Origin of the sequence: Streptomyces pseudovenezuelae, from assembly GCF_001513955.1 — a bacterium.
GTDB classification, from domain to species: domain Bacteria; phylum Actinomycetota; class Actinomycetes; order Streptomycetales; family Streptomycetaceae; genus Streptomyces; species Streptomyces pseudovenezuelae.
In genome coordinates, this window is sequence record NZ_KQ948151.1 from 557,200 (window position 1) to 582,353 (window position 25,154).

Consider the following 25,154-nt stretch of genomic DNA (forward strand, 5'->3'; position numbering starts at 1 on the left):
TCCGCGTCAGGCGTGCGGCCGGTACCGGCCGCACGCCTGAGGGAGCCCTGGGACCGGGTCACTTGTCGTCCGGCTTGCGCCCTTCGATCCGCACCCGCTCGTCCAGCAGCTGAGCGAAATCCGTCCAGATCTCGGCGTAGTGACGTGCGAGGCCCACCACCAGTGCTCCGCAGTGGCTCGGGACAGCGGCCATCAGTTCGTCCCACTCGCTCGCGGCGATCGCGTTCTGCCGCAGCAGCCGCAGTAATTGCCGCCCCTCCTCTTTGTGACGCAGGGAAGGGTCACGAAGTAACTTTTCGAGCACGTTCGCGGGATCCGCCGGGACAATGGGCAGGCGGCGGTCCGCGCCGGGTTTGGCGGCGGGCGGCGTCTGTGCCGAACTGGATTGCGCCGAACTGGTTTGCGCCAAAGGGGATTTGGCGCCTTCCGTCACAGGTGGCTGACCGGTTTCCAACCGTCTGCGGACATCACTGACCGTCGCGGGCGAGATTCCGGCGAGCCGGGCCACTTCACGAAGGGAGGCTTCCGGCCGTTCCGCGATGAGTTTGGCGGCCCGTTGTCTGCCGACGACGCTGTTGAGCGGACGCACCTTGCCGTCCCGGCCGATACGCGCGCTCAGGTGCGGTTCGCCCCCGGACGAGCGGCGACGGATGGCCGCCACGGTCTTGGCCCCCAGCCCGGCCGCCCGGGCGATGGCCCGGTCCGACAACTGGGGGTGCGAGGCGATGATCCGGGTGGCCGCGGCCCGGCGATCGGCCAGGGAGAGGGGCAGCCCGTGCGAGATGTTCGCTTCCACCGCGTAAAGGAACGCGTCCTCGGGAGTTCCGTCGAAGAACTCGACCTCGATCGTCTTCTGACCCTTGACCCGGGCGGCCAGCAGCCGGTGCATTCCGTCGATCACCCGCATGGTGAGCCGGTGAACGAGAATCGGCGGCAGCGCGGCGTCGATTTCCGCGAGCCGCGCCACGTGTTCTTCGTCCTGCCCCAGCGCGCGAAGGGAATCACCCGGGAGGAGTACGGCGACCGGAACAGTGAAGGCACTTTTCCTGGGATCTATGGAATGTCTTGCCGTACCGATTAAATCGGTACTTTCATCGGACGTTGATTCCAGCGCACGAACCGACTGAACCAAAATATTCACCCCGTTGATATTCTACCTGCGCATACCTTTCGGTCCGCTCAAGCGGACTTGCTCCCGTTCTCCTGCCAGCCCCGCCGGCTCCCGTCGCACCTACACCCACACGCCCGGAACCACGGCGCGGATCGCAGGGAGCCCTCCGTGCCCCACTGCCTCCCAGCGCACCGCAAGGCTCACTCACGCCATCGTCGCTGCTCCACTTCACGCCTGTCGACCGGCAGAACACCGGAAATTCATGATGCTCGGCACTTGACGGGCGGCGCCCGTCGCTTCGCCCGTCGGCAAACCACCAGGGAAGCCGCACGGACGACTCCGGCGACGGCCGCGATCCCCGTCGGCGTTCCGAAATCCATTGGCCGAATTCTGTCGCAGAATTTAACGGAATTTCATATTCCCTTTCAAGGGGGTGCCGCACACCTCCCATCGGTCCGTGAGTCGCTCACACGGGAACCCGATGACTACGATCCGGCGCAGGTTCTCCGGACAATGGGTCCGGGTCTGTAGGGGGTCGGCATGATCAGTGGTCGTGTGATGTACTTCGCCCGTTCGCGCGGTTATGCATTCGCCCCGTCGGACGGCGGCGGAGACGGTTCCTATCCATGTGTGAACGGGATCCGGATATCGGACTCTTACGCACCTCCCGGGGCCCCTTCTGATTTCGAGGGTGCCGGCCGTGAGCGGGAGCCGGGAGCGTGAAGACCGTCGCGGTGGTCGGAACCGGCGCCATCGGCACCTCGGTAGCGCTCGCCCTGACCAAAAGAGGCCTGACGGTCCATCTCGAGGACGTGAACGCCACGGCCGTCCGGACGGCGGAGGCCATGGGAGCCGGTTCCGTCGGCACACCGGCCGAACGCGTCGACCTCGCCGTGATCGCCGTACCGCCGGCGCACACCGGTTCGGTACTCGAACAGTTGCAGCGCCGTGGTCTCGCCCACGCCTACACGGACGTGGCCAGCGTCAAGACACTCCCGTACGACGACCTTCGGCTGGCAGGCGCCGAACCGGCCAGTTTCATCGGTGGTCACCCGCTCGCAGGCACCGACCGTTCCGGGCCACTCGCCGCACGGGCCGACGTCTTCGAGGACCGGCCCTGGATCCTCACGCCGTCGGCGCGCACCGACCAGTCGGTCCTGAACCGGGCGCTGGAACTCGTCTCCCTCTGCTCCGGAGTGCCGGTGATCATGGACCCGCTGGTGCACGACCGGACACTGGCCCTCACCTCGCACGCACCGCAGCTGATCTCCACGCTGATGGCCGCGACGCTGGTGGACGCGGCGGAGGCGGACATCCGGGTGGCCGGACAGGGCCTGAGAAACGTCGCGGGCCCGGGGGGCGGCGATCCGGAGCTGTGGCGGGACATCTTCACCGCCAACGCGGACGCGCTGGCCGATGTCCTCGACGCCTATGCCGCCGATCTCGGCAGAGCCGTCGGGGCACTGCGGGCCCTCGGTCACGCCGACCACGAGGTGCGCGAGCGGGCGGAAGGGGAGCTGGAGACCCTGCTGCGGCACGGTCACCGGGGGCGTGCCCGGGTGGCGGGACCGGCGTCGTCACCGGCGGAGGTCCGGCTCAGCGTGGCGCTGTCCGACCGACCGGGCACTCTGGCCCGGCTGTTCGGCGCCGTCGAGGAACTCGGCGGCCGTATCGAGGACGTCCGGCTGGAGAACGCCCAGGGCCTGCCGTACGGCAGCGTGTCGCTGTGCGTCCCGCAGACGGCGGTGGCGGATCTCTCCCGGCGGCTGCGGGCCGGCGGCTGGGCCACTCTCATGGTCGCTCTGCCGGACGCGCCACACCGTGCGACGCGTCCGGCGGAGCCCCGTGACCCGGTTGCGGTCGAGGTCCGCGCCGACGGCACCGGGTGACCGTCGGCAAGGCGTTCAAGTGGCGCGCGGCGTCAGTTGAACGCCTTTTTGCGGGTGGTGAAGCGCCCCGCCTTGGCGATGACGTCCGGGCTGTAGAGCCGCAGTGCCTGATGCAGCGCGAACTCCGCCATGTACCCGCGGAAGGCGTCCGGAGACTCCTCCGCGAGGTTGAGCATCCGCCGGTTGGCGGTCACCGCCGGACCACGCAGCCGCTCGGCGCCGCGCTCCACGGCCGCGTCCAGGTCCTCGGTCTCGTGGACCTCGTCGAACACCAGGCGTCCCTCGGGCGCGGCCGCCCGGATGCGGCGTCCTTCCAGGATCACCTGGCGGGCCAGGCGGGGCCCCACGGCCCGGGTCAGCCGGAAGTTGGCGGCGCCGGGCACGATGCCCTCCTCCGCGGCCGGCAGGCTGAAGTAGGCGTCCGCGGCGGCCAGCACATGGTCGAACATCAACAGGATCTGGGCGCCACCACCGATCGCGAACGTGTCGACGGCGGCGATCCACGGCTTGTCCACGGTGCGCGACCAGGGGTTCGCCGGATCCTCCACCAGGACACCGCGGAAGATCTTGTGGATGTAGCCGAGTTCGCGCCGGAGCAGGAAGTCCACCAGGGAGATACCGCCACCGTGCAGCGCCTTGAGGTTGATGCCGGCGCTGAAGACGCGCCGGCCCCGGTAGCGGGGGTGGGTCATCTGCCCGCCTCGCAGCACGCAGACCTCGACCCCGGGATCCAGCAGGGCGAGATCGACGGCGGTCTCCATGTCGTCGATCTGCCGGTCGTCCTCCGCGTTCAGGCAATCCACGCGGCACATGGTCAGGTGCGCCGCGCCGCCGGTGCGCTCCAGCCGCACCGAGCCGAGGTCCGCCTTGCCCGTCCGGGTGTACCCGGCCAGCAGACTCAGGGCGCGCGGGGTCGGACGGAGCATGGCGTCGAGCACATGGGGTCCGGCACCGGGAGCGCGCAGGAGCGCACGGAAGAAGACGCCCTGATCGATCTCGTCCCCCTCCTTCTCCGCCTGGGGCCTGGCCCGTTCGGTCGCCAGGCGGTCCGCGGTGGGCACGAGCCCGGGGAAGACCGTCGCCGCGCTCGCGGCCAGTTCGGCCACTCTCAGGTGACGGGTGCGGCGCTCGGTGAGTTCGTCGTGCACGGCTTCGGCGTGCACGTCGAGGAAGGCCGTGCGCAGGATCCGGGTGGCGGTCCGCTGCCGCTGGGCGGTGTCCCGTTGTTGCGGTGAGCGCTGGGACGGCTCGGGCAGGGCCGCCAGCAGGTCGTCGGTGCGGGCGGCCGCTTCGGTGAGCGCGGTCCTCGCGGCCCTGAGGTCACCGCGTACGGCGTCGAGGTCGTGGCCGGCGAGGACGCCGGTGTCGGTCACCTTCACGCCTCGGCTCCGACGGCGGAGCGGCGCAAGGCCCGGTCGCAGGCGGCGAGATGGACGCCGAGGGCCTCCTCGAAGCTGGTGGTGGGCGCGTCCAGCAGCAGCTGTCGCCGGATGGCCAGCTCACTTCCGCCCACGGCTCCGGCCCGCTGCCGTGCGACGGCTTCGGCTGCGGCCGGATCGTCCACCACCTCGTCGACGAGTTGCAGTGCCAAGGCGTCGGCCGCCTCGATGGGGGTGCCGAACAGCACCGCCCGGCGGATCGCGGCCGTGCTCGCGCCGTGCCGGGCCAGCCGGAAGAGGGCCATGCCCGGCCAGGTGGCGCCGTCGTCCACGGGTACCACCAGGCGTGCCGACCGCGTCAGGACCCGGTAGTCGGTGGCCAGCAGCGCGTCCAGGGCCGCTCCCCCGCACGCGCCGTCGGCCACCGCGACGGTGGCGGCGGGCAGGCGCTCCAGCCGGCGCAGTGCCTGCTCCCACTTGTTGACCAGGGCCACGGTCAGTCCCTGCGCCCACGCGCCCTCGGGCCGGCCGGAGACCTGGACGATCACCTTGGCGTGACCGGTCAGGTCCTCGGCCCGGTCGCAGGCCGCGGCCACGGCGGCGATCGTCTCGGCCGACAGGGGCCGCCGCCCGTCGATTCTCAGGACGTGGTCCGGGCTGTCCGCGTCAAGCGCGCTCGCGCCCACACTCATCTGATCCTCCGTCACCACTGCACCAGGGCAGTCTCGATGGTCGATCCGGGTCCCATGGTCATGAGGACGCCGTGGTCGCCGGGCCGGGCCGCACGCTCCGTCAGCAGCCGCTCGTAGGAGAACAGGAAGGAGCTGCTCGACAGGTTGCCGTAGTCCCGCAGCACGCCGGTGGTGTGCCGTACGTCGTGGCGGGTCAGGCCCAGGTTGATCCGTACGGCGTCGATGACCTTCTTGCCGCCCGAGTGCACCAGCCAGTGCCGGACGTCGCTGCGGCGCAGTCCGGCGGCCCCGAGCAGCCGGTCGACCACCTGCTCGGCGTTGGCCCCGACGACGTAGGGCACGTTGGGGTCGAGGTAGAAGCTGAACTTGCCCTGCCCGTCGTCCCAGTCGTAGCGCATCGCGTCGATCGCCTCGCTGATGAGGTGGCTGGCGAAGCCCAGGATTCGGGGGCTGCCGGGGTCCGGTGCCACGCCGGGCGGGCCGTGGGCGGCGTCCGGCGGGTCGGCGACCAGGGCGACGGCGGCCGCGCCGTCGCCGAAGAGGCTGTTGACGACGGCGGTGCGCAGCGTGGAGTCGATGACGTACGCGGCCGAGCAGGCTTCCGTGCACAGCATCACGGCGACCTTGCCCGGGTTGGCGACGGCCCAGCCGGCCGTGGCGTTCAGGGCGTTGAGCCCGGCGTTGCAGCCCATGCCGACGACGTCGACGCGGCTGGTGCCGGAACGCATACCCATGGCGCGCATCAGATGGGCGCTCAGGCCGGGAGTGAGAAAGCCGGTGGTGGTGACGCAGCACAGGTAGTCGATGTCCGCCAGGTCCAGGCCCGAGTCCGCCAGGCACGCCCGGACGGCCCTGGCACCCATGTCGAGGGCCAGCCGCTTGTGCTTGGCGAGCAGTTCGCCCTGTGCCTCGGCCTGGGGTGTGCCGTCGGCGCCCCGGGGCGGCACGGCCAGGAAGCGGCGCTCGATCGCGCTGTTGAGGAAGACGGAGCGAACCTTGGGGTCCGTGATGGCGAAGAGGTCGAGCACTTCGGCCTGCGAATACGACTGCTCGCTGGTCGCGGTGCCGACGCCCACGATCCTGGCGGTGCCGGTGGTGTTCTTCCCCGCCGGCGCGGGCTGCTCCAGGGACGCTGCACCCGGAAGACTGGCGGCTCGGGTCATCGGAAGGTCCACCCCCACATACGGGTCTTGCTGCGCACGAGAAACTTCGCTACGAACACTTTTCTTCCTTCCCGGAATCGACAGGAGAGTTGATCGGAAAACCGGTCGGACAACAGCGGCAACAGCCCACTATGACGCGGGGAAGGTAAAGCCATCAACCGGCAGCGTCCGGTGAGAACTTTTGCATCGGACGCCACCATGGGATCCTTGCGGGATGCAGATGGACACCCCGCGACTTCGGCTCCGGCGTTTCACTCCCGGCGACGCGAAGGATTTTGTCGCCTATCGATCCGATCCGGAGGTCGCCCGTTTCCAGGACTGGGAATTCCCGCTGTCCCTGGAGTCGGCGCAGCGTCTGCTTCGCTCCTACTCCCGGAGCGATCCGGGCGCGCCGGGCTGGTTCCCGTACGCGATCGAGGTGAAGGCCGACGGCCGCGTGGCGGGCGATGTCGCCGTGCACCGGCAGCGGTCCGGCCAGGAGGCGGAACTGGGCTTCAGCCTGGCCCGTGACCGGCAGGGACAGGGATACGCCACCGAGGCGGTCGCAGCTGTGCTGCGCGCCCTGTTCGCCGGGGGATTGCACACGGCGACGGCCGAGTGCGACGTACGCAACGAGCGTTCCGCACGCCTGCTGGAGCGACTCGGATTCGCGCGCACGGGACAACGCGGCGTCTTCGCCCGGGCCAGGCGGGAACGCGTCGACATGCTGATGTTCTCACTGCGCGCCGAGCGCTGGAACGCGCTCGACGGGCAGCGAGAGAGCGGAGCGTGAATGCATCCGGCGAACTGGCGTCAGGCCGTCTGCGTTTTGACGAAGCGGGCCAGCCGCTCCATTCCGTCGGCTATTTCCTGGTGCGTCAGATAGCTGACCGAAAGTCGGATCTCGTTGTCTCCTCCGCCCTGCGGATAGAAGTACGACATGGGTGTCCAGATGACGCCGAATTCCTCCGCCGAGCGGGTCAGCGCCGCGTTGTCCGCGCGGAACGGCACCTGGACCGCGAGGAAGAACCCGCCGGCGGGTTCGTTCCAGCGCACGCCGAGCCGGGCGCGCTCGCCCGATGGAAAGCTGCGCTCCAGCTCCTGGAGGGTGACGCGCATCGCGTCCCCGTAGTACGCGGCCGTCGAGGCGTTGAGTGCGGAGGTTCGGCCGTCGGCGGACAGAAGCATCCCCGCCGCGACGGCCTGGCTGATCGGGGAGGTGTTCACGGTCACCATGCTCTTGATCTTGGTGAGCTCGTCGGCGAGCAGTCCGGTGCGCCCCGCGCCGTCGACGACGCTCTGGTCCGCGACGGCGAAGCCGACCCGTGCCCCGGGGAACAGGGTCTTGGAGTAGGAGCCCAGGTGCACGACCCTGCGGTCCCGGTCCAGGGCCTTGAGGGTCGGCAGCTGCCGGCCCGGGCTGACCATGCGGTACGGGGTGTCCTCCAGGATCAGCAGGTCCTCGCGGCGCGCGAGTTCGAGGAGTTCGCGGCGGGCGCTCAGCGGCATGGTGCGGCCGGAGGGGTTGGAGTGGTCAGGGATGACGTAGAAGGCACGGGGGCGCCGTCCGCGGGCCCGCTCGGCACGCAGGGCGGCTGCCAGGCGGGCGGGGTCGAACCCGTCGTCGTCCTCCTCGACCGCGGTCACCTCGACGTCCAGCAGCCGGGCGGCCCCGGTGATGCCGACGTAGCACGGGCTGGAGACCAGCAGCGCGTCCTCGGGGCCCGAGATGAGGGCGCGGACCGCGAGGAACATCGCCTCCTGGCAGCCGACGGTGACCACGATCGACTCGGGCTCCACCGTGATGTTCTCGTCCTTGCGCAGCGAGTCGGCGATCAGTTCCCGGATCTGGCCGCTCGTCGGGCCGTACTGGAAGAGCGCGGACCGCACCTGCTCGGGTGAGGCGCCGCCCTCCTCCAGGTGGTCGAGGTAGCGGCGCAGGTACCCGAAGATGTCCTCGGTGCGGAAGAAGCCGTCGTAGGGGCGGCCCGGGGCGAAGGAGATCGCTTCGGGGTAGCGGTGCGTGATCTCGTTGAGGAAGTTCATGGTGTCCAGGACCGGGTCCTGGAGGCTGCCGTGCAGCTCCGCCTTGAGCAGGCCGGGGCCCGCGGCGCGGCGCGAGGTGACCGGGGTGCGCGGTGCGGGCCGGTCGGCGGCACCCACCAGATGGGGTCCCGCCTGTGCGACCGAGGCCGTCCCGGTGAGCGTCATCGCCTCGGCAAGCTCCTCGGCCATGATCTCCAGCACGCGGCCCACGCCCGACTCGCCGTGGACCGCCAGTCCGTGCAGGACCGGCCGTCCCAGCAGGGCCGCGTCGGCACCCAGTGCGAGGGCGGCCAGGACGTCGCGGCCCCGCCGGACGCCGCCGTCGACGAGGACCGGACAGGCGTGGTCCACCGCAGCGGCGATCTCCGGCAGAACCTCCAGAGTGGCGGGTGCTCCGTCCAGTTGGCGGCCGCCGTGGTTGGACACGACGATTCCGTCGACGCCCGCCGCCAGGGCCAGGCGTGCGTCGTCGGCGGTCAGGACGCCCTTGATCAGCACAGGCAGGGAGCTGACGGAGCGCAGCCAGTCGACGACCGACCAGTCGAGGCTGTCGTCGAAGGCGGCCAGCGCGTGGTCGGCGGGGGACGAGACGTTCTCGCCGGGGAGGTTGGCGGCCCCGACACCGGGTGGGAGCCGGAAGCCGTTGCGCAGGTCGCGCAGCCGCCGCCCGAGTCGGGGGGCGTCCACCGTGAGCACCAGTGCCTCGAATCCCGCCCGCTCGGCACGCTCCACGAGCGCCCGGGTCACCGCACGGTCCCGGAAGACGTACACCTGTAGCCACAGCGGTGCGCCGGCGGCCGCGGCGATCTCCTCGAAGGTGCGCCCGGCGAAGGTGCTCACGACCAGGGGAACGCCGGCCCGCCCGGTCGCCCGGGCCGTGGCCGCCTCCCCCGTCTCGTGGACCAGCGTGTGATGGGCGACCGGCGCGACGGCGAAGGGCGCCGCCCAGTCGCGACCCAGGATCCGCACGGCGAGGTCCGGCCGGCCCGCGCCGGTCAGCACCCGGGGCCGGAGCCGTACGCCGTCGAAGGCCGCGCCGTTGGCCGCCAGGGTCCGTTCCTGTCCGGCACCGCCCTCGATGAAGTCCCACGTCTCGGTGCTCAGCGCGGCCCGGGCCAGCTCGGCGTACTCGGCCAGGGTGTACGGGACCGATGCGATGCCCGGGGCGCCCTCGGCGTTCACCCGGCGGCCAGCCGGTCGCGTTCCACGGCTTCGTACAACGCGCGGATGTTGGCGCTTCCGAACCCGCGGGAACCCTGACGCTGGATCAACTCGTAGAAGAGCGTGTTGCGTTCGTAGGGGGAACGGCTGAACAGCTGCAGCAGGTAGCCCCATTCGTCGCGGTCGGCCAGGATCTGCCCGGCGCGCAGCTCGGCGATCTCCTCCCGCATGTCCGCGAACCGTTCGCCCAGCAGGTCGTAGTAGGTACCGGGAGTGCTGAGGAACTCCACACCGCGGTCGCGGAACTCGCCTACGGCAGGGATGATCTCGTCGACCAGGAAGGCCAGGTGCTGGACTCCGGGACCGCCGTTGCGTTCCAGGAAGGCGTCGAGCTGTCCGGGGTCCTTGCCGGGGTCCGGTGCGACGAGGGTGAAGGTGACGTGTCCGGTGGCGCTGCGGACGACGACGGAGTCCATCGCCTGCCCGCCGACGGCGACGTACTCCGCGGAGTAGCGGTCCATGCCGAACGCGGCACCGTAGTAGTCGGCGTACTCGGCGAGACTGCCGCCCTCTACGCATACCGCGACATGGTCGAGCCGGCGGATCCGTCCCGCTGGTCCGGCCGGGGCCTGCGGCGCGGGGACCCAGCGGCGCCCGGCGGGCCAGCCGGGCTTCGCGGAGTCCGGGGCGTGGGGCACCAGGGTGTGCGTCACGTCGCCGAAGCCCAGCACCACCGGGCTGCCGTACGCCGGGGCGAGCGGTTCGGACCCGGCGGCGACGGCCTCGGCACAGGTGGCGTCCACGTCGTCGCAGGCCAGGGCGATGTCGGCGATGCCGTCCCCGTGCTGGTCGAGGAACTTCCACGTTCCCCGCCCCGATGTGACGACGAGGTCGGTCGCACCCTGGCGCAGCAGGATGGAGCTGCGGTCGGCCTGCACGCAATCCGCGACGCGGGTGAAGTCCATGCCGTCGACGAAGTAGTCGACGCAGGACAGTGCGTCTTTGGTGTACAGCTCGACGTGCGCTATGTCGTGCGCCGTCATGGACGTACCTCCTGAAGGACCGGGGATCCGGGGTGTCGATGGGCTACCAGCGCCATTCCTGCTGGCCGTAGAGGTGTCCGGCCTTGATGCCGCGGTCCTTGCACCAGGTCATGAACTCGTCGATCTGCTTGATCTGGTACGTGTCCTCGTTGTACGTCGTCGCCATGACGTGGCCCAGCCAGGGCTCCTCGCCCATGGCGTACACATAGGCCTCCTTGGCCCCGAGTTCGACCATGATGTCGGCGGCCTGCGCGGCGTTGGAGCCGGAGAGTTTGCGGGAGCTGCTCATCTTCTTGGTCACGGGCTTGGTCAGCAGCGCCTGGTAGAGCCAGGTGAGGGGGGCGCCGTCGCACTCCATACCGAGGAAGGCGATGTCGGCGGTGCCGAGATGCGCCTTCACGTACCGGTACAGCAGCGGGTCGATGCCCGAGGAGTCGGCGCCGACGAAGACCTTCTTGCCGGCGAACTCCGCCCAGTACGTGGACTTGCCGCGGATGTCGAGGTCGCAGTGCTCGCCGAGGAAGGGGGTGGCCGTGACCTTGCCGCCGGGGAAGGCGACCTCGTCGAAGTCGTCGACCTCGATGACCGGGAAGCCCTGGAACTTCAGCATCAGCGCCATCGACGGGTCGGCCAGGTTGCCGCGCGAGGAGCGCGGCAGGACGACCGCGCCGACCCGGCCGCGCAGCTGGAGCAGGGTCTCCAGGACGATGTGGTCCTGGTGGCCGTGGGTGATCAGCACCAGGTCGATGAAGTCGGGCAGGTCGTCGAGGGTGTAGCGGTCGCCCGCGGTGTTGTCGGCGCTGATGAACGGGTCGGTGACGATGGCCGCTTCGGGGGTCTGCAGGACCAGACAGGCGTGCCCGAAGTAGCGGATGCGGCCTCCGCTGTCGATGTGGCGGTCCGCGGACAGGGCGGGCTGCTCGCTGAGCATCCCGGACAGCTGCTTCGTCTGGTCCTCGTCCAGCTCCAGCGCCTCCCGCAGGTGCCCCAGGGTGGTGGGACGCACGCGAGTCCTGAACAGCTCCTCCAGGCCGGCGTGCCGGAACGGGATCGGCAGCTCCAGAACCTCCGGGGACGCCAGCCGCGGGGTGCTGAGGATGAACGGCCGCTCGATGCCGGTCTCGAAGGACAACTGCACCGACTGGCGTGACTCCTGATAGATGCCGCTGCGGTAGGCCAGCGGCTCCAGGAACCGGATCTGCGCCTGGTTGTCGGTGTCGTAGGCCAGCTCCACCAGGCCGCCCAGTTCCTGGGGCAGCTTGGGGTAGAGCGGCGTGAGGTCGAATCCGGTGGCGTTCGCCCGCAGCAGTTCCTGCCCCTCGGCGATCGCCTCCGCGAAGCGGAGCATCTCCGCCCGCTCGCGCTTGATGGTGGTGAGCAGGTCGCGCACCTCGTCGGCGCGCTCCTCGGGGATGTTGATGAAGTATCCACCGCGCAGTTCGGGGTTGTGGCTGGCGGCGACGTGGACCTTCGGGGACTGCAGATACGACTCCAGCAGCGGGACCTGGAGGAAGGCCAGGTTCATCGCCGCCTGTATGGGAGCCAGCGTGTGCGGCCAGACGTAGAACCTGTCCACGAGCGGCTCGACGATGACCTTGGACCGCAGGTACAGCTGCTCTTCAGCCATGTGCTTGCCGCCTCCAGGGGAAACCGAACTACATCGAGGAATGAGCGTGAGGGAACGACCACTGCAGAGAATCAGCAGATTCCCCGGAAAGACAACCGTGAATGGCGCTGTTCAACTGCGGCACCCGGCCCGTTGGAAAAAGAGGGCTAGGGGCGATCTGCTCCGGCGATGACCTCTTCGAGGACGGCCATGGCACTCGTGAGTTTCATGCGGGCCTGTTTCCAGGCGATCGAGCGGGACCCTTCCAGGACGGCTGCCGAAACCTCCTCGCCGCGGTGGGCCGGCAGGTCGTGCATGAATTTCGCGTCGGGCCAGCGGTTCATCAGACGCTCGTCGACATGGAACGGCTGGAAGAGGCGGCGCCAGTCGGGGTCCGGCTTGACGGTGCCGGTGGTCTGCCAGCGGGTGGTGTAGACGACGTGTACCTGGTGCGGGAGTTCGTCCAGGTCATGGACCTGTCGAATGCTTCCGCCGACCGCGGCCGCCTGTTTCGCCGCGTCGTCGAGGAGCTGCGGGTCGAGCCCGTAGCCGGGTGGCGTGGCGAAGGTGACGTCGCAGCGCGGCAGGCGGGAGAGCCCATGCGCGAGTGCCGACGCCGTGTTGTTTCCCTCCCCCACGTACAGCACGGTCAGGCCGTCCAGCGATCCGAATTCCATGAGCATGGTGGCCAGGTCGCAGATTCCCTGTGTCGGGTGTTCTTCCGTGGCCATCGCGTTGATGACGGGAAGGTCGCCGGCACGGGATATCTCCCGCAGTTCCCGCAGAGGTCCGGCCGTGCGCGCGACAAGTCCGTCGAGCATGGATCCGAAGATGCGCCCGGTGTCCTGAAGGGTTTCCCCGGTGGCCGTCTGGAGGTCTCCGGGACCGTAAAGCAGTGGGAATCCGCCGAGTTTGACGGTGCCGGCGCTGAACGCGGTTCTGGTGCGCGTCGACGTCTTGGTGAACAGCACCCCGACGACCTTGTCGCGCAGCGGACGGTCGTGCGCCGACTCGTCGTGGAACAGCTCCCGGGACCGGGACGCCAGACGTTCCAGATCCTGCCGGGTCAGGTCGGACAGCGTCAGCAGTCCGCGTTCCCTTTCGGCCATGATTCTCCGCTCTTGAGGGGCTTCACCCCCGCACTTCGGCGGGGTCCGCCCCGCCCGGGGCTGTGACGCCGCCGAACCGGGCCGCTGTGATGCCGTGGGTCGCCCGCCAGCCGGGGTGGTAGACGGTGCTCAGGTACCGGTCCGCGCCGTCGGGGCACAGACAGACCAGCTCGTGCGTGTCCGGGTTCTCGCCGAACAGCCGCAGTGCGGCGGCGACGGTGGCTCCGGAGCTGCCGCCGACCCCGATCCCGGCGTGCTCGGACAGCCACAGGCAGGCCGCGATCGCGTCGCCGACGTCGACATAGCGGACCTGCGTTCGGTCGGCGGGCAGGAAGTACGACGGGCAGCTGGCCCCGATCCCGGACAGCAGCCGCCGGCCGGGCGGTGCCCCACCGAGGGCGGCGGAGCCGTGCACGTCGACCCCGACGAGCGTCCAGGGAACGTCGGTCTCGTCGACGTACCGGGCGAGACCGGCGAGGGTGCCGCCCGTCGAGACGGGCACCAACAGGGTCGCGGGGCCCGGAACCTGCCGTCGGATCTCGGGCGCCGTGGTGGCGAAGTGGGCACGGGGATTGGCTTCGCTGCGGTACTGATTGGTCCACACGAGCCCGGGACGGGTGCGCAGTTGTTCCCGGACGTGCCGGATGCGATTGAGGAGATAGCCACCGGAGGAATCCGGTTCGTCGACGACGGTGACCCGCGCACCCAGGTCACGTATGCGGTCCACGAAGAACGAGCTGGTGCGGGGATCGACAACGGCGTTGAAGGGAATTCCACGCCCCTGGCATTCGGCTGCCATCGCGACACCGAGATTCCCCGACGTCGATTCGATGATGCCGATGTCCTTGTCGATGCGGTCGGCCACGTCCTCGATGAGAAAGACGGCGATGCGGTCCTTCAACGAGCCGTGGGGATTGTGCGATTCGAGTTTCAGCCGAAGTCTGCGCTCGACTCCGTGCACGGTCACGGCGACATCCACGACCGGAGTGGTCCCGACCGGGGGGAATGCCGGGTGCGGAGAGCTCACCGCCCTCATGTCGCAAACCTGTCAGCCGACGGCCTCGGACATTTCCACGACGACGAGACGACCGGTTCCCTTGAGCGTGGCCAGGTCGATGTCGGCGATGCAGCGCACCGGGTCGTCGTTGAGGATCAGGGTGCCCTCGACGTGGACGGTGCCGGCGCCCTGCTCGAAGTCGGCCGCCCCCAGGTCGGTCGCCTCCTGGTCCAGGCGGATGCCGAGGTCGGTGCCGCCGCGGGTCTCGGTGAACTTCACGAACACGGTGCCGATGTCGGTGAGCCGGGTGTGCAGCTCCTCCAGGGTGGGCTTGGGGCCGCCCACCTCCACCGGCTGTGTGTCGCTCAGGCGTTGCGTCAGCTCATCCATGGCAGCCTCTCGTGGGCTCAGTTCTGCTCGGACTCGGCGTAGGCGAAGGCGAGGTCCTCCGGAATGCGGAACTTCAGCGTGGTCTCGCAGAATTCGCGCCACTCCGCAGTGTCCTCGGTGAACAGCCTCTTGTCCTTGTCGACGCCGACCGGGCTGATGAGAACGGTCAGTTCGTCGCAGAGGAACACCGTGGTGTCGTCGGTCATCTCGCGCTCCTCCGGCTGTGCACCGGCCGCCCAGCCCGGAAAGCGACGCAATTCACCCAGCAGGTAGGACTTGCAGTACTTCCTCACCGGAACCTCCGAAAGCGAGCCGACGGCGAACACGGGCACGCGCAGCATCGGGGAACCGGAAAATGGGGTTCGCCGGAATGCCGCGAAACGTGTTGTCGCGTGATTAGGCGCTCTCAGCGTACGGCAACGGTGCCTGCTCATCCATAAGTCCCGGTGCGGGACGGCCGGTTCGCGTGTTCAACCGCAGTCTGTGCGTCGGTTGAACACGCGAACCGGTGGGGGGTCACGCGGGGTTCGGCGTCCCCGGCCGGTTGTCCGTCACGCGTCCCGGGCGCGCAGCAGCCAGCCGCCCGCGGTCAGGGCGCCGGCGGCCCACAGGGCCAGCACGCCCAGGCCCTTCCACGGGCCGATGGGCAGCTTGCCCAGGTCGATGGTGCTCTGGACGGCGAGGCCCGCGGTCATCGGGGAGATCTGCTGCAGATGGCGCTGCCAGTCCGGGTCGGCGACCACCTGGGCAAGGATCGGGAAGATGAACAGCAGCGCCAGGACGATGCCGATGGCGGTCGCGGAGCTGCGTACGACCATCGCGATGCCCAGGCTGAGGAGACCGATCAGGACGAGGTAGAGGACCGAGCCCACCGCGGCCCGCAGAGTGGGTCCGTCGGCCAGCGACAGGGCGCCGTAGCCGTGTGCCTCGGTGAACCCGCGGTCCGGCTGGACGATCCGCCCGGTCAGCAGGGACGCCAGGACGGCGACCGTGCCGGCCACCAACATCACCGCGGTCAGGACGCAGACCTTGGCGCCCAGCACGGTCAGGCGCCGTGGCATGGCCGCGAGGGTCGTCTTCATCATGCCGCTGCTGTACTCGTTGCCCACCATGAGCACCGCCACGATGGCGACGACGACCTGGCCGACCATCACCCCGGTCAGGCTCAGCCGGGCCGGGTCCTCGCCGCAGCCCACGGCGTCGCAGCGGGAGGTCATGGCCACCGCGGCGCCGACCGCCACGGTCAGGGCGACCACACCCAGCACCAGCCAGCCGTTGCCGGCCTCGGTGCGCAGCTTGGTCCACTCGGCGTGTCCGGCCCTTCTCATACGTCCCTCCGGCGCAGCAGGACCACGGCGACGGCGAACGCCACGGCCGCGTAGGCGCACAGCACGGCGAAGCCGGACCAGGGTGCCAGCGGGAAGTAGCCGGAGCCGGGCGCATAGACGGTGACGACCTGTTCGTAACGGGCGACGCTCTGCTGGATGGCGAAGCCGGCGGCGGGGGTGACCCGCAGCAGCCATTCGGAGGCGCCGTCCGGCAGCACCGAGGCGGTGGCGAGGAGATAGGGCAGCACCATCCCTACGACGACCACGGTGATGGCGACGGCGCTGCGCCGCAGGATGGTGCCGACGGCGAGGGCGAGCACACTCGCGACGGCGAGCAGCAGACCCGTGCCGACGACGACCCGCAGTTCGGTGCCGCTCGGGACGGTCAGCACCGGGAAGCCGTTCGACTCCGACCGCTGTCCGCCGAAGGGCACCATGACGGCCGCGGAGACCAGCCCCACGACGAACGCGATGCTGCCCACCACGAGTGCCTTGGCGACCAGGACGCGACCGCGCCGCGGGCTGGCCGCCAGGGTGACGCCGATCAGGCCCCGCCGGTACTCGACGGTGATGTAGCCCGCGCCGACCACGACCATGATGATCAGTCCGGCGAAGGCCCCGACGAGGAAGTTCTCGATGGTCCGCACACCGCTGGTGGCGGGTCCGCCCACGACCGGCGCGATGTCTCCGGCGCCGGTGACGGTGAACCCGCTGCCGGTCGCGACGGCCTGGCCCTTGGTCGTCTGGCTGTAGCTCCCCGAGGTGCCCGCGCCGTCACTGACCTGGCGCTGCTGCCAGCTGCCCGCGCTCCATCGGCCGCCGAGGTCCACCTGGTCGAAGGCGCCGGTGGCCACGGCGGGGGCGAAGCCGGTGCCGGTGCCGGTCTTCTCCTCCACCGACGGAGACGCCACGAACAAACCGACCTGCGCGGTCGCCGAGAGTCCGGACAGCCGTGCGCTGCCGACCTCGGTCCACTTGGTGCCGTCCGTCGACTGGTAGCCGGTGACGGTGTCGCCGGAGCGCTGCAGGCGCAGCCAGACCGGCTGCTCCCGGGTGGCCCGGCCGGCCGCTCCCGCGATGTCGTGGGTGTAGTCGTACTGCATGCGCACCCCGTGCGCGCCCGTCAGCATCATCGCCGCGTACGCCGAGCCCTGGTCCAGGCCGTCCTTGACGATGATCCCGGCCTTGGCCCAGGGAGCGAGGCCGGGCCGGCTGCTCTTCGGGTCGGTGGCGACCACGCCGGTCAGCGACGAGACGGAGACCGTGATGGTGCCGTCGCCCTGGAGCGGCTGGTGCACGAAGTAGAAGCTGTCGTTGACGGCCTGGCCTCCGGGGCCGACCGGCAGCGCGGAAGTACCCTCCGGGCCCGACTGGTTGCCGGCGGCGGTGGCGAGCAGCCCGACCAGGCAGATGACCAGGACGGCGCCGACGCTGCTCGCCACCCAGCCGCGCACCGTGCGGAACTTGGTCCATTCCGCGTGCAGCAGCTGTGCGAAGCCGCCGCGGGCCGGCCGCGCGGCCGCGCGGGACGGGGTGAGGGTGGCGGTCATCGGCCTGCCTCCTCGGGCATCATCCCGCGGTACTGCACGGAGTCCCGGGTGAGTTCCATGTAGGCCTCCTCCAGTGACGCGCGGTGCGAGGAGACCTCGGAGAACGGCACCGCGTGGGCACCGAGCAGGGAGACGACGTTCTCGGCCGGCATGCCGGTGACGCTGATGGTGTCGGTGCCGGTGGAGCTGACGGTGGCGCCCGCGCGCGCCAGCACCGTCATGGCGTCGTTGCGGGCGGACGTGCGCAGCGTGACCCGTCCCTCGGACATGGACTCCAGCAGCTCACGCACGCTCATGTCGGCGAGGACCTTGCCCCGTCCGACGACCACCACGTGGTCCGCGGTGTCCTGGAGTTCGCTCATCAGGTGACTGGAGACGAGCACCGCCCGGCCCTGGGCCGCGAGGGAGGCGAGGAAGCCTCGCATCCACATGAATCCCTCGGGGTCGAGCCCGTTGAACGGCTCGTCCAGCATGACCACCGGCGGGTCGCCGAGGAGCGCCGCGGCGATGCCGAGCCGCTGCCGCATGCCGAGGGAGAAGCCGCCGGCCTTGCGCTGGGCGACGTCCTGCAGACCGGCCTGGCGGAGCACCGCGTCGACCCGGCCGGCGTTGAGCCCCTGCGAGTGGGCCAGCCACAGCAGGTGGTGGCGGGCGGAGCGGCTGGGCTGCACCGCGGCGGCGTCCAGCAGCGCCCCGATGTGCGTCAGCGGTGTCCGCAGGTCCCGGTAGGGGCGTCCGCCGACCGTGGCGGTGCCCGCGTCCGGTTTGTCGAGGCCGAGGATCACCCGCATCGTGGTGGACTTCCCGGCGCCGTTCGGACCGACGAAGCCGGTGACCTGCCCGGGCCTGACGGTGAACGTCATCCCGTCGAGCGCCTGGGTGCTCCCGAAGCGCTTGCGTACGTCACTGACCTCGATCGTCGCTTCCGACTCATCGATCGTCTTCTCCATGGTGAAAACCCTAGGGAGAACGGGGTCCGCGGTCGTCACGGCACAGAGCCAGCTTTCCCGGCGCCCGTGTGAGGGAGAGACGACACCGCCCGTCCCTCGTGTGAGGGACGGGCGGTGTCCGGACTGTCCTCCCTGAGGAGGACGCCTACAGTTCGAACTCCTCGTACTCTTCCTCGCCCTCGATCCCGCCGGCCGCGGCCACCACCGCGGCGATCGCCTCCACGGTGGGCTCCTCGAAGACCTCGGCGAGGGTCAGGTCGACGTCGAACGCCTCCCGGACCCGGGACACCAGCTGGGTGGCCAGCAGGGAGTGCCCGCCCAGGTCGAAGAAGTTGTCCCGCACGCCGACTCGTCCGACCCCCAGCAACTCGGCCCAGATCCCGGCGAGGACGTCCTCGGTCCCCGTGCGGGGTGCCACGTACGCCTGCGCCGTGCGCGTAAGGGCCTCGTCGGCCGGGTCGGGCAGGGCGGCCCGGTCGACCTTGCCGTTGGTGGTCAGGGGCAGTTCGGCGAGCTCGACGAAGACGGCGGGGACCATGAACGCCGGGATCCGGTCGCCCGCGAAGGCCCGCAGCTCGGCGGCGGGAGGCAGGCCCTCGCCCAGGTCGGCGGGGACCGCGTAGGCGATCAGCCTCCGTTCGGCGTCGTCCCCGTGCGCGGTGACCACGGCCGTGCGGATCGCCGGGTGGGCGGTGAGAACGGCTTCGATCTCGCCCGGCTCGATACGGAAACCGCGCACCTTGACCTGGTCGTCGACGCGGCCCAGGAACTCCAGCCGCCCGGCCGCCAGTCGGCGCACCCGGTCCCCCGACCGGTACATGCGCTGCCCGTCGCCCGTGTTCGGGTCCGGCAGGAAACGCTCGCCCGTCAGCGCGGGCCGCCCCAGGTACCCTCGCGCCACCTGCGGGCCCGCGATGAACAGTTCACCGGCCACCCCAGGGGGCACCGGCCGCAGCGAGGCGTCCAGGACATACACCCGGGTGCCCGGAATCGCACCGCCGATGGACGGGGCCTGGGTGTCGGCCGTGTCGCACGCGCCGACGGTGGCACACACGGTGGTCTCGGTGGGGCCGTAGGCGTTGAACAGCCGCCGCCCCTCGGCCCAGCGCCGCGCGACGCGCCCGTCCAGCCGTTCCCCGGCGGTGAACAGGGTGCCCACCGTGGTCCACGCCTGCGGCCGCAGCACATCCAGCAGCGACGGTGGCACGGTCGCCACCTCCACCCCGCCGCCTGCGACCAGCGCGCCCAGCCGGTCCGGCTCGGCCCTCTCCTCGGCACCGGCCATGACCAGCGTGCCACCGCCCGCCAGGGCCATCAGCACCTCCCAGACGGAGGCGTCGAACCCGAACGGCGCGAACTGCAGCACCCGCCTGCCCGCGTCCGGGCCGAGGACGTCCCGCTGTGCCGCCACCAGGCTGACGGCACCACCGTGGGTGACCTGGACGCCCTTCGGACGCCCGGTCGAACCCGAGGTGTAGATGACGTACGCCAACCGGTCGCCGTGCACGGCATCGTCGAGCGGTGGTAGCGACCGTCCGGCGAGGGCCGCCTCCACGGCCGGGTCGTCCAGGACGACCGTCCGCAGCCGCCCCACCGGCAGGTCGTCGACCAGGTCCTCGGTACCCACGAGCAGCGAGGCTCCGCTGTCGGCCAGGACGAACCCGAGCCGTTCGGCCGGGTACTCCGGGTCCAGCGGCAGATACACGCCACCTGCCAGCCACACCGCCAGCAGCGTCACCACCATCTCGGAGTCCCGGGGCAGGCAGACCGCGACCACCGACTCCGGGCCCACCCCGCTGTCCCGCAGATAGTGCGCCAGCCGCCCGGCCCGCTCCAGCAGTCCCGCGTAGGTGAGCGTCCGCCCGCCCGAGACGAGGGCGACCGCGTCGGGCGTCGCCGTGCCCGCCCGGACGATCAGGTCGTGCACACCGCCCGCCCCCGGCAGCGGCGCGAGGGCGCCGTTCCCGTGGCGCACCAGCCGTTCGCCCTCCTCCTCGGTGAGCAACGGCAGTTCGCCCACGGTCCGGCCGGCGTCCAGGGCCACGCCGGCGAGCAGGGTGACCAGGTGCCGGGCCATCCGCTCGACGGTGCCCGCGTCGAACAGGGCGGTGCTGTACTCGAATTCCCCGGCCAGCGCGCCCGCGTCCTCCACCAGCACCAGCCGAAGGTCGAAGCGGGTGGTCAGCGCGTCGCCGCTGTCGCCGAGGAAGGCCTCGGCGTCGTCCACCACCTCGCCGCCCTCGCCCTGCGAGAAGTAGTTGAACAGCACCTGGAAGAGCGGGCTGCGCGAACGGTCACGCTCGACGGCCAGGTCGTCGACCAGCTGCTCGAACGGCAGGTCCTGGTGCGCGTAGGCATCGAGGGCCATCGCACGGACGCGGCCCAGCAGCTCGGTGAAGGCCGGATCACCGGACAGGTCGGTGCGCAGCACGAGGGTGTTGACGAAGAACCCGATCAGGTCCTCGGTCTCGGCCCGGTTGCGGTTGGCGACCGGCGTGCCGACCACCACGTCGTCCGTGCCCGCGTACCGGCCCAGCAGGACGTCGAACGCGGCCAGGAGCGTCATGAACATCGTCGTGCCGTGCTCACGGGACAGGGCCCGCAGCGCGGCCACCGTCTGCTCCGGGACGGTGAACCGGGTCCGGGCACCGGCCGGCGACCACACCGCCGGGCGGGGCCGGTCCGTGGGCAGTTCCAGCACCGGCGCCCCGTGCAGCCGACCGCGCCAGTGGGCGAGTTGCTCGTCGAGGACGTCGCCGGTCAGCCACTGCCGCTGCCACACGGCGAAGTCGGCGTACTGCACGGCCAGCGGAGGCAGGTCGGGCGCCCGGCCGGCACGGAACGCGTCGTAGAGCCGCGTGAGTTCACTCTGGAAGATCCGCGTCGACCATTCGTCGGAGACCACGTGGTGCAGCGACAGCGCCAGTATGTGGTCGTCGGCGGCTACCCGGAGAAGCATCGCGCGGATCAGCGGCCCGTTCGCCAGGTCGAACGGTGTCGCCTCGTCAGCCGCGACCACGCGCGCGGCCGCCCCGAGCGGGTCGCTCTCGGCGCAGAGGTCGACCAACGGCAACGGGAACTCCGTCGGCGGGTCGATCACCTGGTACGCCACTCCGTCCGCACCGGTCACCAGCCTGGTCCGCAGGACCTCGTGCCGCGCGACGAGCGCCCCGAGCGCGGACCGCAGCGCCACGATGTCGAGGTCGCGGCCCATCCGCACCCGCATCGGCAGGTTGTACTCGGTCGATCCGGGCTCCAACTGGTCCAGGAACCACAGTCGTTGCTGCGCGAACGACAGCGGCAGCGGCCGGTCCCGGCCGACCGGGGTCACCGGCCGCACCGTCGTCCGCGCCGAGCCCTCCACCAGCGCGGCCAGGGAACGGACGGTCGGCCGGTCGAAGAGCGCGGCGAGCGGCACCTCGGCGTCCAGGACGTCCCGGATCCGGGAGACCACCTGCGTGGCGAGCAGTGAGTGCCCGCCCAGCTCGAAGAAGTCGTCCTGGGCACCGACCCGTTCCACGCCCAGGACCCGCCCCCAGATCCCGGCCAGCAGTTCCTCGACCGTGCCGGACGGAGCCACGAAGGCGACCGCTTCCGGCCGGGACGCCTCGGGGGCCGGAAGGGCGGCCCGGTCCAGCTTCCCGTTCGGGGTCAGCGGCAGCGCGGCCAGCTCGGTGAAGAAGGTCGGGACCATGAACTCCGGGACACTGCGCCGCAGATGCTCCCGCAGCTCGGCGGCGGCCGGGATGCCGTCGACGGGGCCGGCCGGGACCAGGTAGGCCACCAGGGCACGGTCCGCGGCCTCGCCCCAGGTGGTCACCACGGCCGACCGCACGCCGGGATGCGCCGTGAGGACCGACTCGACCTCACCGGGCTCGATCCGGAAGCCGCGCACCTTCACCTGCTGGTCCACGCGGCCCAGGAACTCCAGCCGCCCGTCGGCACGCCACCGCACCTGGTCGCCGGACCGGTAGGCACGAGAGCCGTCCCCCGCGTACGGGTCGGCCACGAACCGTTCCGCGGTCAGCGCCGGACGGTCCCCGTACGCCCGCGCCAACGACTCACCCGCGATGAACAGCTCGCCCGCGACACCCACCGGCACCGGCTGCAAGCGCTCGTCCAGCACCATCAGCCGCACGTTGGTCAGCGGCCGTCCGATGGGGACGAGCCCGCCGGGTGACCAGTCCGCTGTGCCGTGCGGACGCGGGCACTCGGTACTGGCGGCGTCGATGGTGTTCTCGGTGGGGCCGTAGAGGTTGGCCACGACGGCGGTGGCGTTGCGGGCGTAGAAGCGCGCCACGTCGTCCACCGGCAGGGCCTCACCCCCGCAGAACACCGCGCGCAGCGACGGCAGGGCGGACGGCCACGGGTGGGCCACGAACAGCTTGAACAGCGAGGGCACGAACTGCACCACCGTGATCCGCCGGGACTCCAGCAGCTCCACGACGTGGTCCAGGTCCCCGTGCCGGCCCGGCTCCACAAGAACCAGTTCCGCACCCGTGGACAGCGGCCACAGCAGTTCCCACACCGAGGCGTCGAAGGTCAACGGCGTCTTCTGCAGTACGCGTTCGGTATCGGCCAGCCGGTGGCGGTCCTGCATCCACGACACCCGGTTCAGCACACCCCGATGGGTGATCTGGACGCCCTTGGGACGGCCGGTCGAGCCCGAGGTGTAGATGACGTAGGCGAGTTGCAACGGCAGGACGGACACCCGAGGCGCGATGGCCGGCAGAGCCGCGAGGGCGGTTCGCGTGGCCGGATCGTCCAGCCATACGACGGTCCGCGGCCCGTCGGCGCCGACCAGGCCCGCGGCCACCTCACGGTGTCCGACCAGCACCGACGTCCCACTGTCGGCGAGCATGTAGGCCAGCCGGTCCGCCGGGTACGAGGGGTCCAGCGGCAGGTAGGCCGCACCGGCCTGCCACACCGCCAGCACGGCGGCCACCATGTCCGGTCCGCGCTCCAGGCACAGCCCCACCACGGACTCCGTGCCCACACCCTTCTGGCGCAGGAGATGCGCGAGCCTGTTCGCCCGCGCCAGCAACTCCCCGTACGTCAGCGTTCGATCCCCCGAGACCACGGCCACCGAGTCCGGCCGGGCGGCCGCCCGCTCCGCGATCAGCTCGTGGATGCCGTTCACCGGCGGCAGGGTCGCGGTGGTGTCGGTCCAGGTGCGCAGGAGGTGGTCGCGCTCCGGCGCGGTCAGCAACGGCAGCGCGCCGACCGGGCGGCCGGGGTCGGCGGCGACGGCCTCCAGGAGTGCGGTCAGGTGCCCGGTCATCCGCTCGATCGTCGCCGCGTCGAAGAGAGCGGTGCTGAACTGGATCTCCCCGGTCAGGGCACCGTCGTCCTCACCCAGGCTCACCATCAGGTCGAACTTGACGGGAAGGCTGTCCGGGAGGGCACCGGGAACCGAATCACCGCGTTCCCCGGAGGCGGGGCCGCCCCCGCGTTCCTCGGAGTCGTAGCTGAACAGGACCTGGAACAGCGGGGTGCGGGAACGGTCTCGCTCGGCGACCAGCTCGTCCACCACCTGCTCGAACGGCAGGTCCTGATGGGCGTACGCACCCAGGGCCGTCTCCCGCACCCGTGCCAGCAGTTCGGTGAAGGTCGGGTCACCGGAGAGATCCGTCCGCAGCACGAGCGTGTTCACGAAGAACCCGAGCAGGTCCTCGGTCTCGGCCCGGTTCCGGTTCGCCACCGGGGTGCCGACCGCGATGTCGTCCGAGCCGCCGTAACGGCTCATCAGCACGTCGAAGGCCGCCAGCAGCGTCATGAACATCGTTGTGCCGCGCTCCCTCGACAGGGCTCGCAGGGCGTCCGCCGTCCGTGCCGGGACGGCGAACCGGCGCACCGCACCCTCGGTCGAACGCACCGGCGGACGCGGCCGATCGGTGGGCAGCTCAAGGATCGGAACGCCGGTCAGCCGCTCCCGCCAGTAGGCGAGCTGGGCGTCGACGACCTCACCGCTCAGCCACTGCCGCTGCCACACCGCGAAGTCGGCGTACTGGATCCCCAAGGGCGCGAGCGGATCCGGAAGCCCCGCGCGGAACGCCTCGTAGAGCGCGAGCAGTTCCCGCTGGAAGGCACGGTCGGACCACTCGTCGAAGACGACGTGATGGAAAGCCAGGGCGAGCACATGGTCGTCACCGTCGACCCTGAGCAGGGCGGCCCGCACGAGGGGACCGGTCGCCAGATCGAACGGAGCAAGCCCCTGCCCCGCGATCACGGCGTTCCCCTCGCCCACCGGGTGCGTCGAGCCGGACAGGTCGACGACGGGGAGGGGGAGGGAGGCGGGCGGGTCGATGATCTGATGCGGTATGCCGTCCTGGTCGGCGACCAGGCGGGTGCGCAGCACCTCGTGCCGGGCGACGATCGCGTCCAGCGCCGCACCGAGGGCCCTCAGGTCCAGCTCGCCGGGCAGGTGCAGCCGGGTCGACATGTTGTACTCGACCGAGCCGGGCTCCAACTGGTCCAGGAACCACAGCCGTTGCTGCGCGAACGACAACGGCAGCGGGTGGCTGCGGTCCGCCACCGTGATCGGCGGCAGGACATCGCCGCGACCCGCACCGTCGATCACCGCGGCCAGACCGCGCACCGTGGGCTGGTCGAAGAGCGCGGCCAGCGGAATCTCCGCCCCGAACACCTCACGCACACGGGAGATGACCTGGGTGGCGAGCAGGGAGTGCCCACCGAGCTCGAAGAAGCTGTCCTCGACGCCGATGCCGCCGCCTGCGTCCGTGGGGTCGAGGTCCAGCACT

The 25,154-nt window shown here is 70.8% G+C and carries 17 protein-coding genes and 1 pseudogene; 2 read left to right on the forward strand and 16 right to left on the reverse strand.

Going from position 1 to position 25,154, the window contains the following annotated elements:
• Window positions 1–58: 58 nt before the first annotated feature.
• A complete protein-coding gene (locus tag AQI94_RS34255) occupies window positions 59–967 on the reverse strand; it encodes a ParB/RepB/Spo0J family partition protein (RefSeq protein ID WP_225890363.1) in 909 nt (302 codons plus the stop codon).
• Window positions 968–1,830: 863 nt separating this feature from the next.
• Between AQI94_RS34255 and AQI94_RS34260 the strand changes: the two genes are divergently transcribed.
• On the forward strand, window positions 1,831–3,000 hold the full coding sequence (locus AQI94_RS34260; RefSeq protein WP_063760196.1) for a prephenate dehydrogenase: 1,170 nt from the start codon (window positions 1,831–1,833) through the stop codon (window positions 2,998–3,000).
• A 32-nt stretch (window positions 3,001–3,032) separates the two neighbouring features.
• Here AQI94_RS34260 and dpgC read toward each other — a convergent pair whose 3' ends face one another.
• The 3 genes from dpgC to dpgA are packed head-to-tail and all read right to left on the reverse strand — an operon-like array spanning window position 3,033 to window position 6,234.
• Window positions 3,033–4,379 carry a (3,5-dihydroxyphenyl)acetyl-CoA 1,2-dioxygenase DpgC gene (gene dpgC / locus AQI94_RS34265; protein WP_031054981.1) on the reverse strand — a complete coding sequence of 449 codons (1,347 nt, stop codon included), beginning with the start codon at window positions 4,377–4,379 and terminating at the stop codon, window positions 3,033–3,035.
• Window positions 4,376–5,071, reverse strand: a complete 696-nt coding sequence (gene dpgB / locus AQI94_RS34270; RefSeq protein ID WP_051832652.1) for an enoyl-CoA-hydratase DpgB — start codon at window positions 5,069–5,071, stop codon at window positions 4,376–4,378. The genes dpgC and dpgB overlap by 4 nt, the downstream gene beginning before the upstream one ends.
• 11 nt (window positions 5,072–5,082) lie before the next feature.
• Entirely contained in the window at window positions 5,083–6,234 is a 1,152-nt protein-coding gene (gene dpgA, locus AQI94_RS34275; RefSeq protein WP_031054977.1) for a 3,5-dihydroxyphenylacetyl-CoA synthase DpgA, read from the reverse strand.
• 214 nt (window positions 6,235–6,448) lie between these two features.
• Between dpgA and AQI94_RS34280 the strand changes: the two genes are divergently transcribed.
• On the forward strand, window positions 6,449–7,006 hold the full coding sequence (locus AQI94_RS34280; protein ID WP_037944816.1) for a GNAT family N-acetyltransferase: 558 nt from the start codon (window positions 6,449–6,451) through the stop codon (window positions 7,004–7,006).
• 20 nt (window positions 7,007–7,026) lie between these two features.
• Here AQI94_RS34280 and AQI94_RS46670 read toward each other — a convergent pair whose 3' ends face one another.
• From AQI94_RS46670 to AQI94_RS34335, 12 genes and pseudogenes are all read right to left on the reverse strand, one after another.
• Window positions 7,027–8,424, reverse strand: a complete 1,398-nt coding sequence (locus AQI94_RS46670; protein WP_031054971.1) for an aminotransferase-like domain-containing protein — start codon at window positions 8,422–8,424, stop codon at window positions 7,027–7,029.
• Window positions 8,425–8,433: 9 nt separating this feature from the next.
• Window positions 8,434–9,441 (reverse strand): annotated as a pseudogene (locus tag AQI94_RS46675) (alpha-hydroxy acid oxidase); the annotation flags it as partial.
• Entirely contained in the window at window positions 9,438–10,463 is a 1,026-nt protein-coding gene (gene hppD, locus AQI94_RS34290) for a 4-hydroxyphenylpyruvate dioxygenase (RefSeq protein ID WP_062230077.1), read from the reverse strand. The gene hppD and the pseudogene AQI94_RS46675, both read right to left, overlap by 4 nt.
• 43 nt (window positions 10,464–10,506) lie before the next feature.
• Complete coding sequence (locus AQI94_RS34295; RefSeq protein WP_031060848.1) at window positions 10,507–12,090, reverse strand: MBL fold metallo-hydrolase; 1,584 nt, start codon at window positions 12,088–12,090, stop codon at window positions 10,507–10,509.
• Between the two features lie 146 nt (window positions 12,091–12,236).
• Complete coding sequence (locus AQI94_RS34300) at window positions 12,237–13,178, reverse strand: ornithine carbamoyltransferase (RefSeq protein WP_031060845.1); 942 nt, start codon at window positions 13,176–13,178, stop codon at window positions 12,237–12,239.
• Between the two features lie 22 nt (window positions 13,179–13,200).
• Window positions 13,201–14,214 carry a pyridoxal-phosphate dependent enzyme gene (locus tag AQI94_RS34305; RefSeq protein ID WP_078903003.1) on the reverse strand — a complete coding sequence of 338 codons (1,014 nt, stop codon included), beginning with the start codon at window positions 14,212–14,214 and terminating at the stop codon, window positions 13,201–13,203.
• Between the two features lie 12 nt (window positions 14,215–14,226).
• Complete coding sequence (locus tag AQI94_RS34310; RefSeq protein WP_031060840.1) at window positions 14,227–14,565, reverse strand: hypothetical protein; 339 nt, start codon at window positions 14,563–14,565, stop codon at window positions 14,227–14,229.
• Window positions 14,566–14,582: 17 nt separating this feature from the next.
• Window positions 14,583–14,906 (reverse strand): hypothetical protein, encoded by a 324-nt coding sequence (locus AQI94_RS34315; protein WP_037945372.1) that lies wholly within the window; start codon window positions 14,904–14,906, stop codon window positions 14,583–14,585.
• Between the two features lie 210 nt (window positions 14,907–15,116).
• Complete coding sequence (locus AQI94_RS34320; RefSeq protein WP_031060837.1) at window positions 15,117–15,893, reverse strand: ABC transporter permease subunit; 777 nt, start codon at window positions 15,891–15,893, stop codon at window positions 15,117–15,119.
• Window positions 15,890–17,443 (reverse strand): ABC transporter permease subunit, encoded by a 1,554-nt coding sequence (locus AQI94_RS34325; protein ID WP_031060835.1) that lies wholly within the window; start codon window positions 17,441–17,443, stop codon window positions 15,890–15,892. The genes AQI94_RS34320 and AQI94_RS34325 overlap by 4 nt, the downstream gene beginning before the upstream one ends.
• The gene (locus AQI94_RS34330; RefSeq protein ID WP_031060832.1) at window positions 17,440–18,393 is read right to left on the reverse strand and encodes an ABC transporter ATP-binding protein; all 954 of its coding nucleotides are present in this window, start codon (window positions 18,391–18,393) and stop codon (window positions 17,440–17,442) included. The genes AQI94_RS34325 and AQI94_RS34330 overlap by 4 nt, the downstream gene beginning before the upstream one ends.
• A gap of 145 nt (window positions 18,394–18,538) precedes the next feature.
• A partial coding sequence (locus AQI94_RS34335) for a non-ribosomal peptide synthetase (protein ID WP_159050651.1) occupies window positions 18,539–25,154 on the reverse strand: 6,616 nt, incomplete at its 5' end.

Coding starts and splice junctions, on each gene's coding strand:
- dpgB (WP_051832652.1), bottom strand. CDS start 5,071: ATGAGTGTGGGCGCGAGCGCGCTTGACGCGGACAGCCCGGACCACGTC.
- dpgA (WP_031054977.1), bottom strand. CDS start 6,234: ATGACCCGAGCCGCCAGTCTTCCGGGTGCAGCGTCCCTGGAGCAGCCC.
- AQI94_RS34280 (WP_037944816.1), top strand. CDS start 6,449: ATGCAGATGGACACCCCGCGACTTCGGCTCCGGCGTTTCACTCCCGGC.
- AQI94_RS46670 (WP_031054971.1), bottom strand. CDS start 8,424: ATGACGCTCACCGGGACGGCCTCGGTCGCACAGGCGGGACCCCATCTG.
- hppD (WP_062230077.1), bottom strand. CDS start 10,463: ATGACGGCGCACGACATAGCGCACGTCGAGCTGTACACCAAAGACGCA.
- AQI94_RS34295 (WP_031060848.1), bottom strand. CDS start 12,090: ATGGCTGAAGAGCAGCTGTACCTGCGGTCCAAGGTCATCGTCGAGCCG.
- AQI94_RS34300 (WP_031060845.1), bottom strand. CDS start 13,178: ATGGCCGAAAGGGAACGCGGACTGCTGACGCTGTCCGACCTGACCCGG.
- AQI94_RS34305 (WP_078903003.1), bottom strand. CDS start 14,214: ATGAGGGCGGTGAGCTCTCCGCACCCGGCATTCCCCCCGGTCGGGACC.
- AQI94_RS34310 (WP_031060840.1), bottom strand. CDS start 14,565: ATGGATGAGCTGACGCAACGCCTGAGCGACACACAGCCGGTGGAGGTG.
- AQI94_RS34315 (WP_037945372.1), bottom strand. CDS start 14,906: ATGCTGCGCGTGCCCGTGTTCGCCGTCGGCTCGCTTTCGGAGGTTCCG.
- AQI94_RS34320 (WP_031060837.1), bottom strand. CDS start 15,893: ATGAGAAGGGCCGGACACGCCGAGTGGACCAAGCTGCGCACCGAGGCC.
- AQI94_RS34325 (WP_031060835.1), bottom strand. CDS start 17,443: ATGACCGCCACCCTCACCCCGTCCCGCGCGGCCGCGCGGCCGGCCCGC.
- AQI94_RS34330 (WP_031060832.1), bottom strand. CDS start 18,393: ATGGAGAAGACGATCGATGAGTCGGAAGCGACGATCGAGGTCAGTGAC.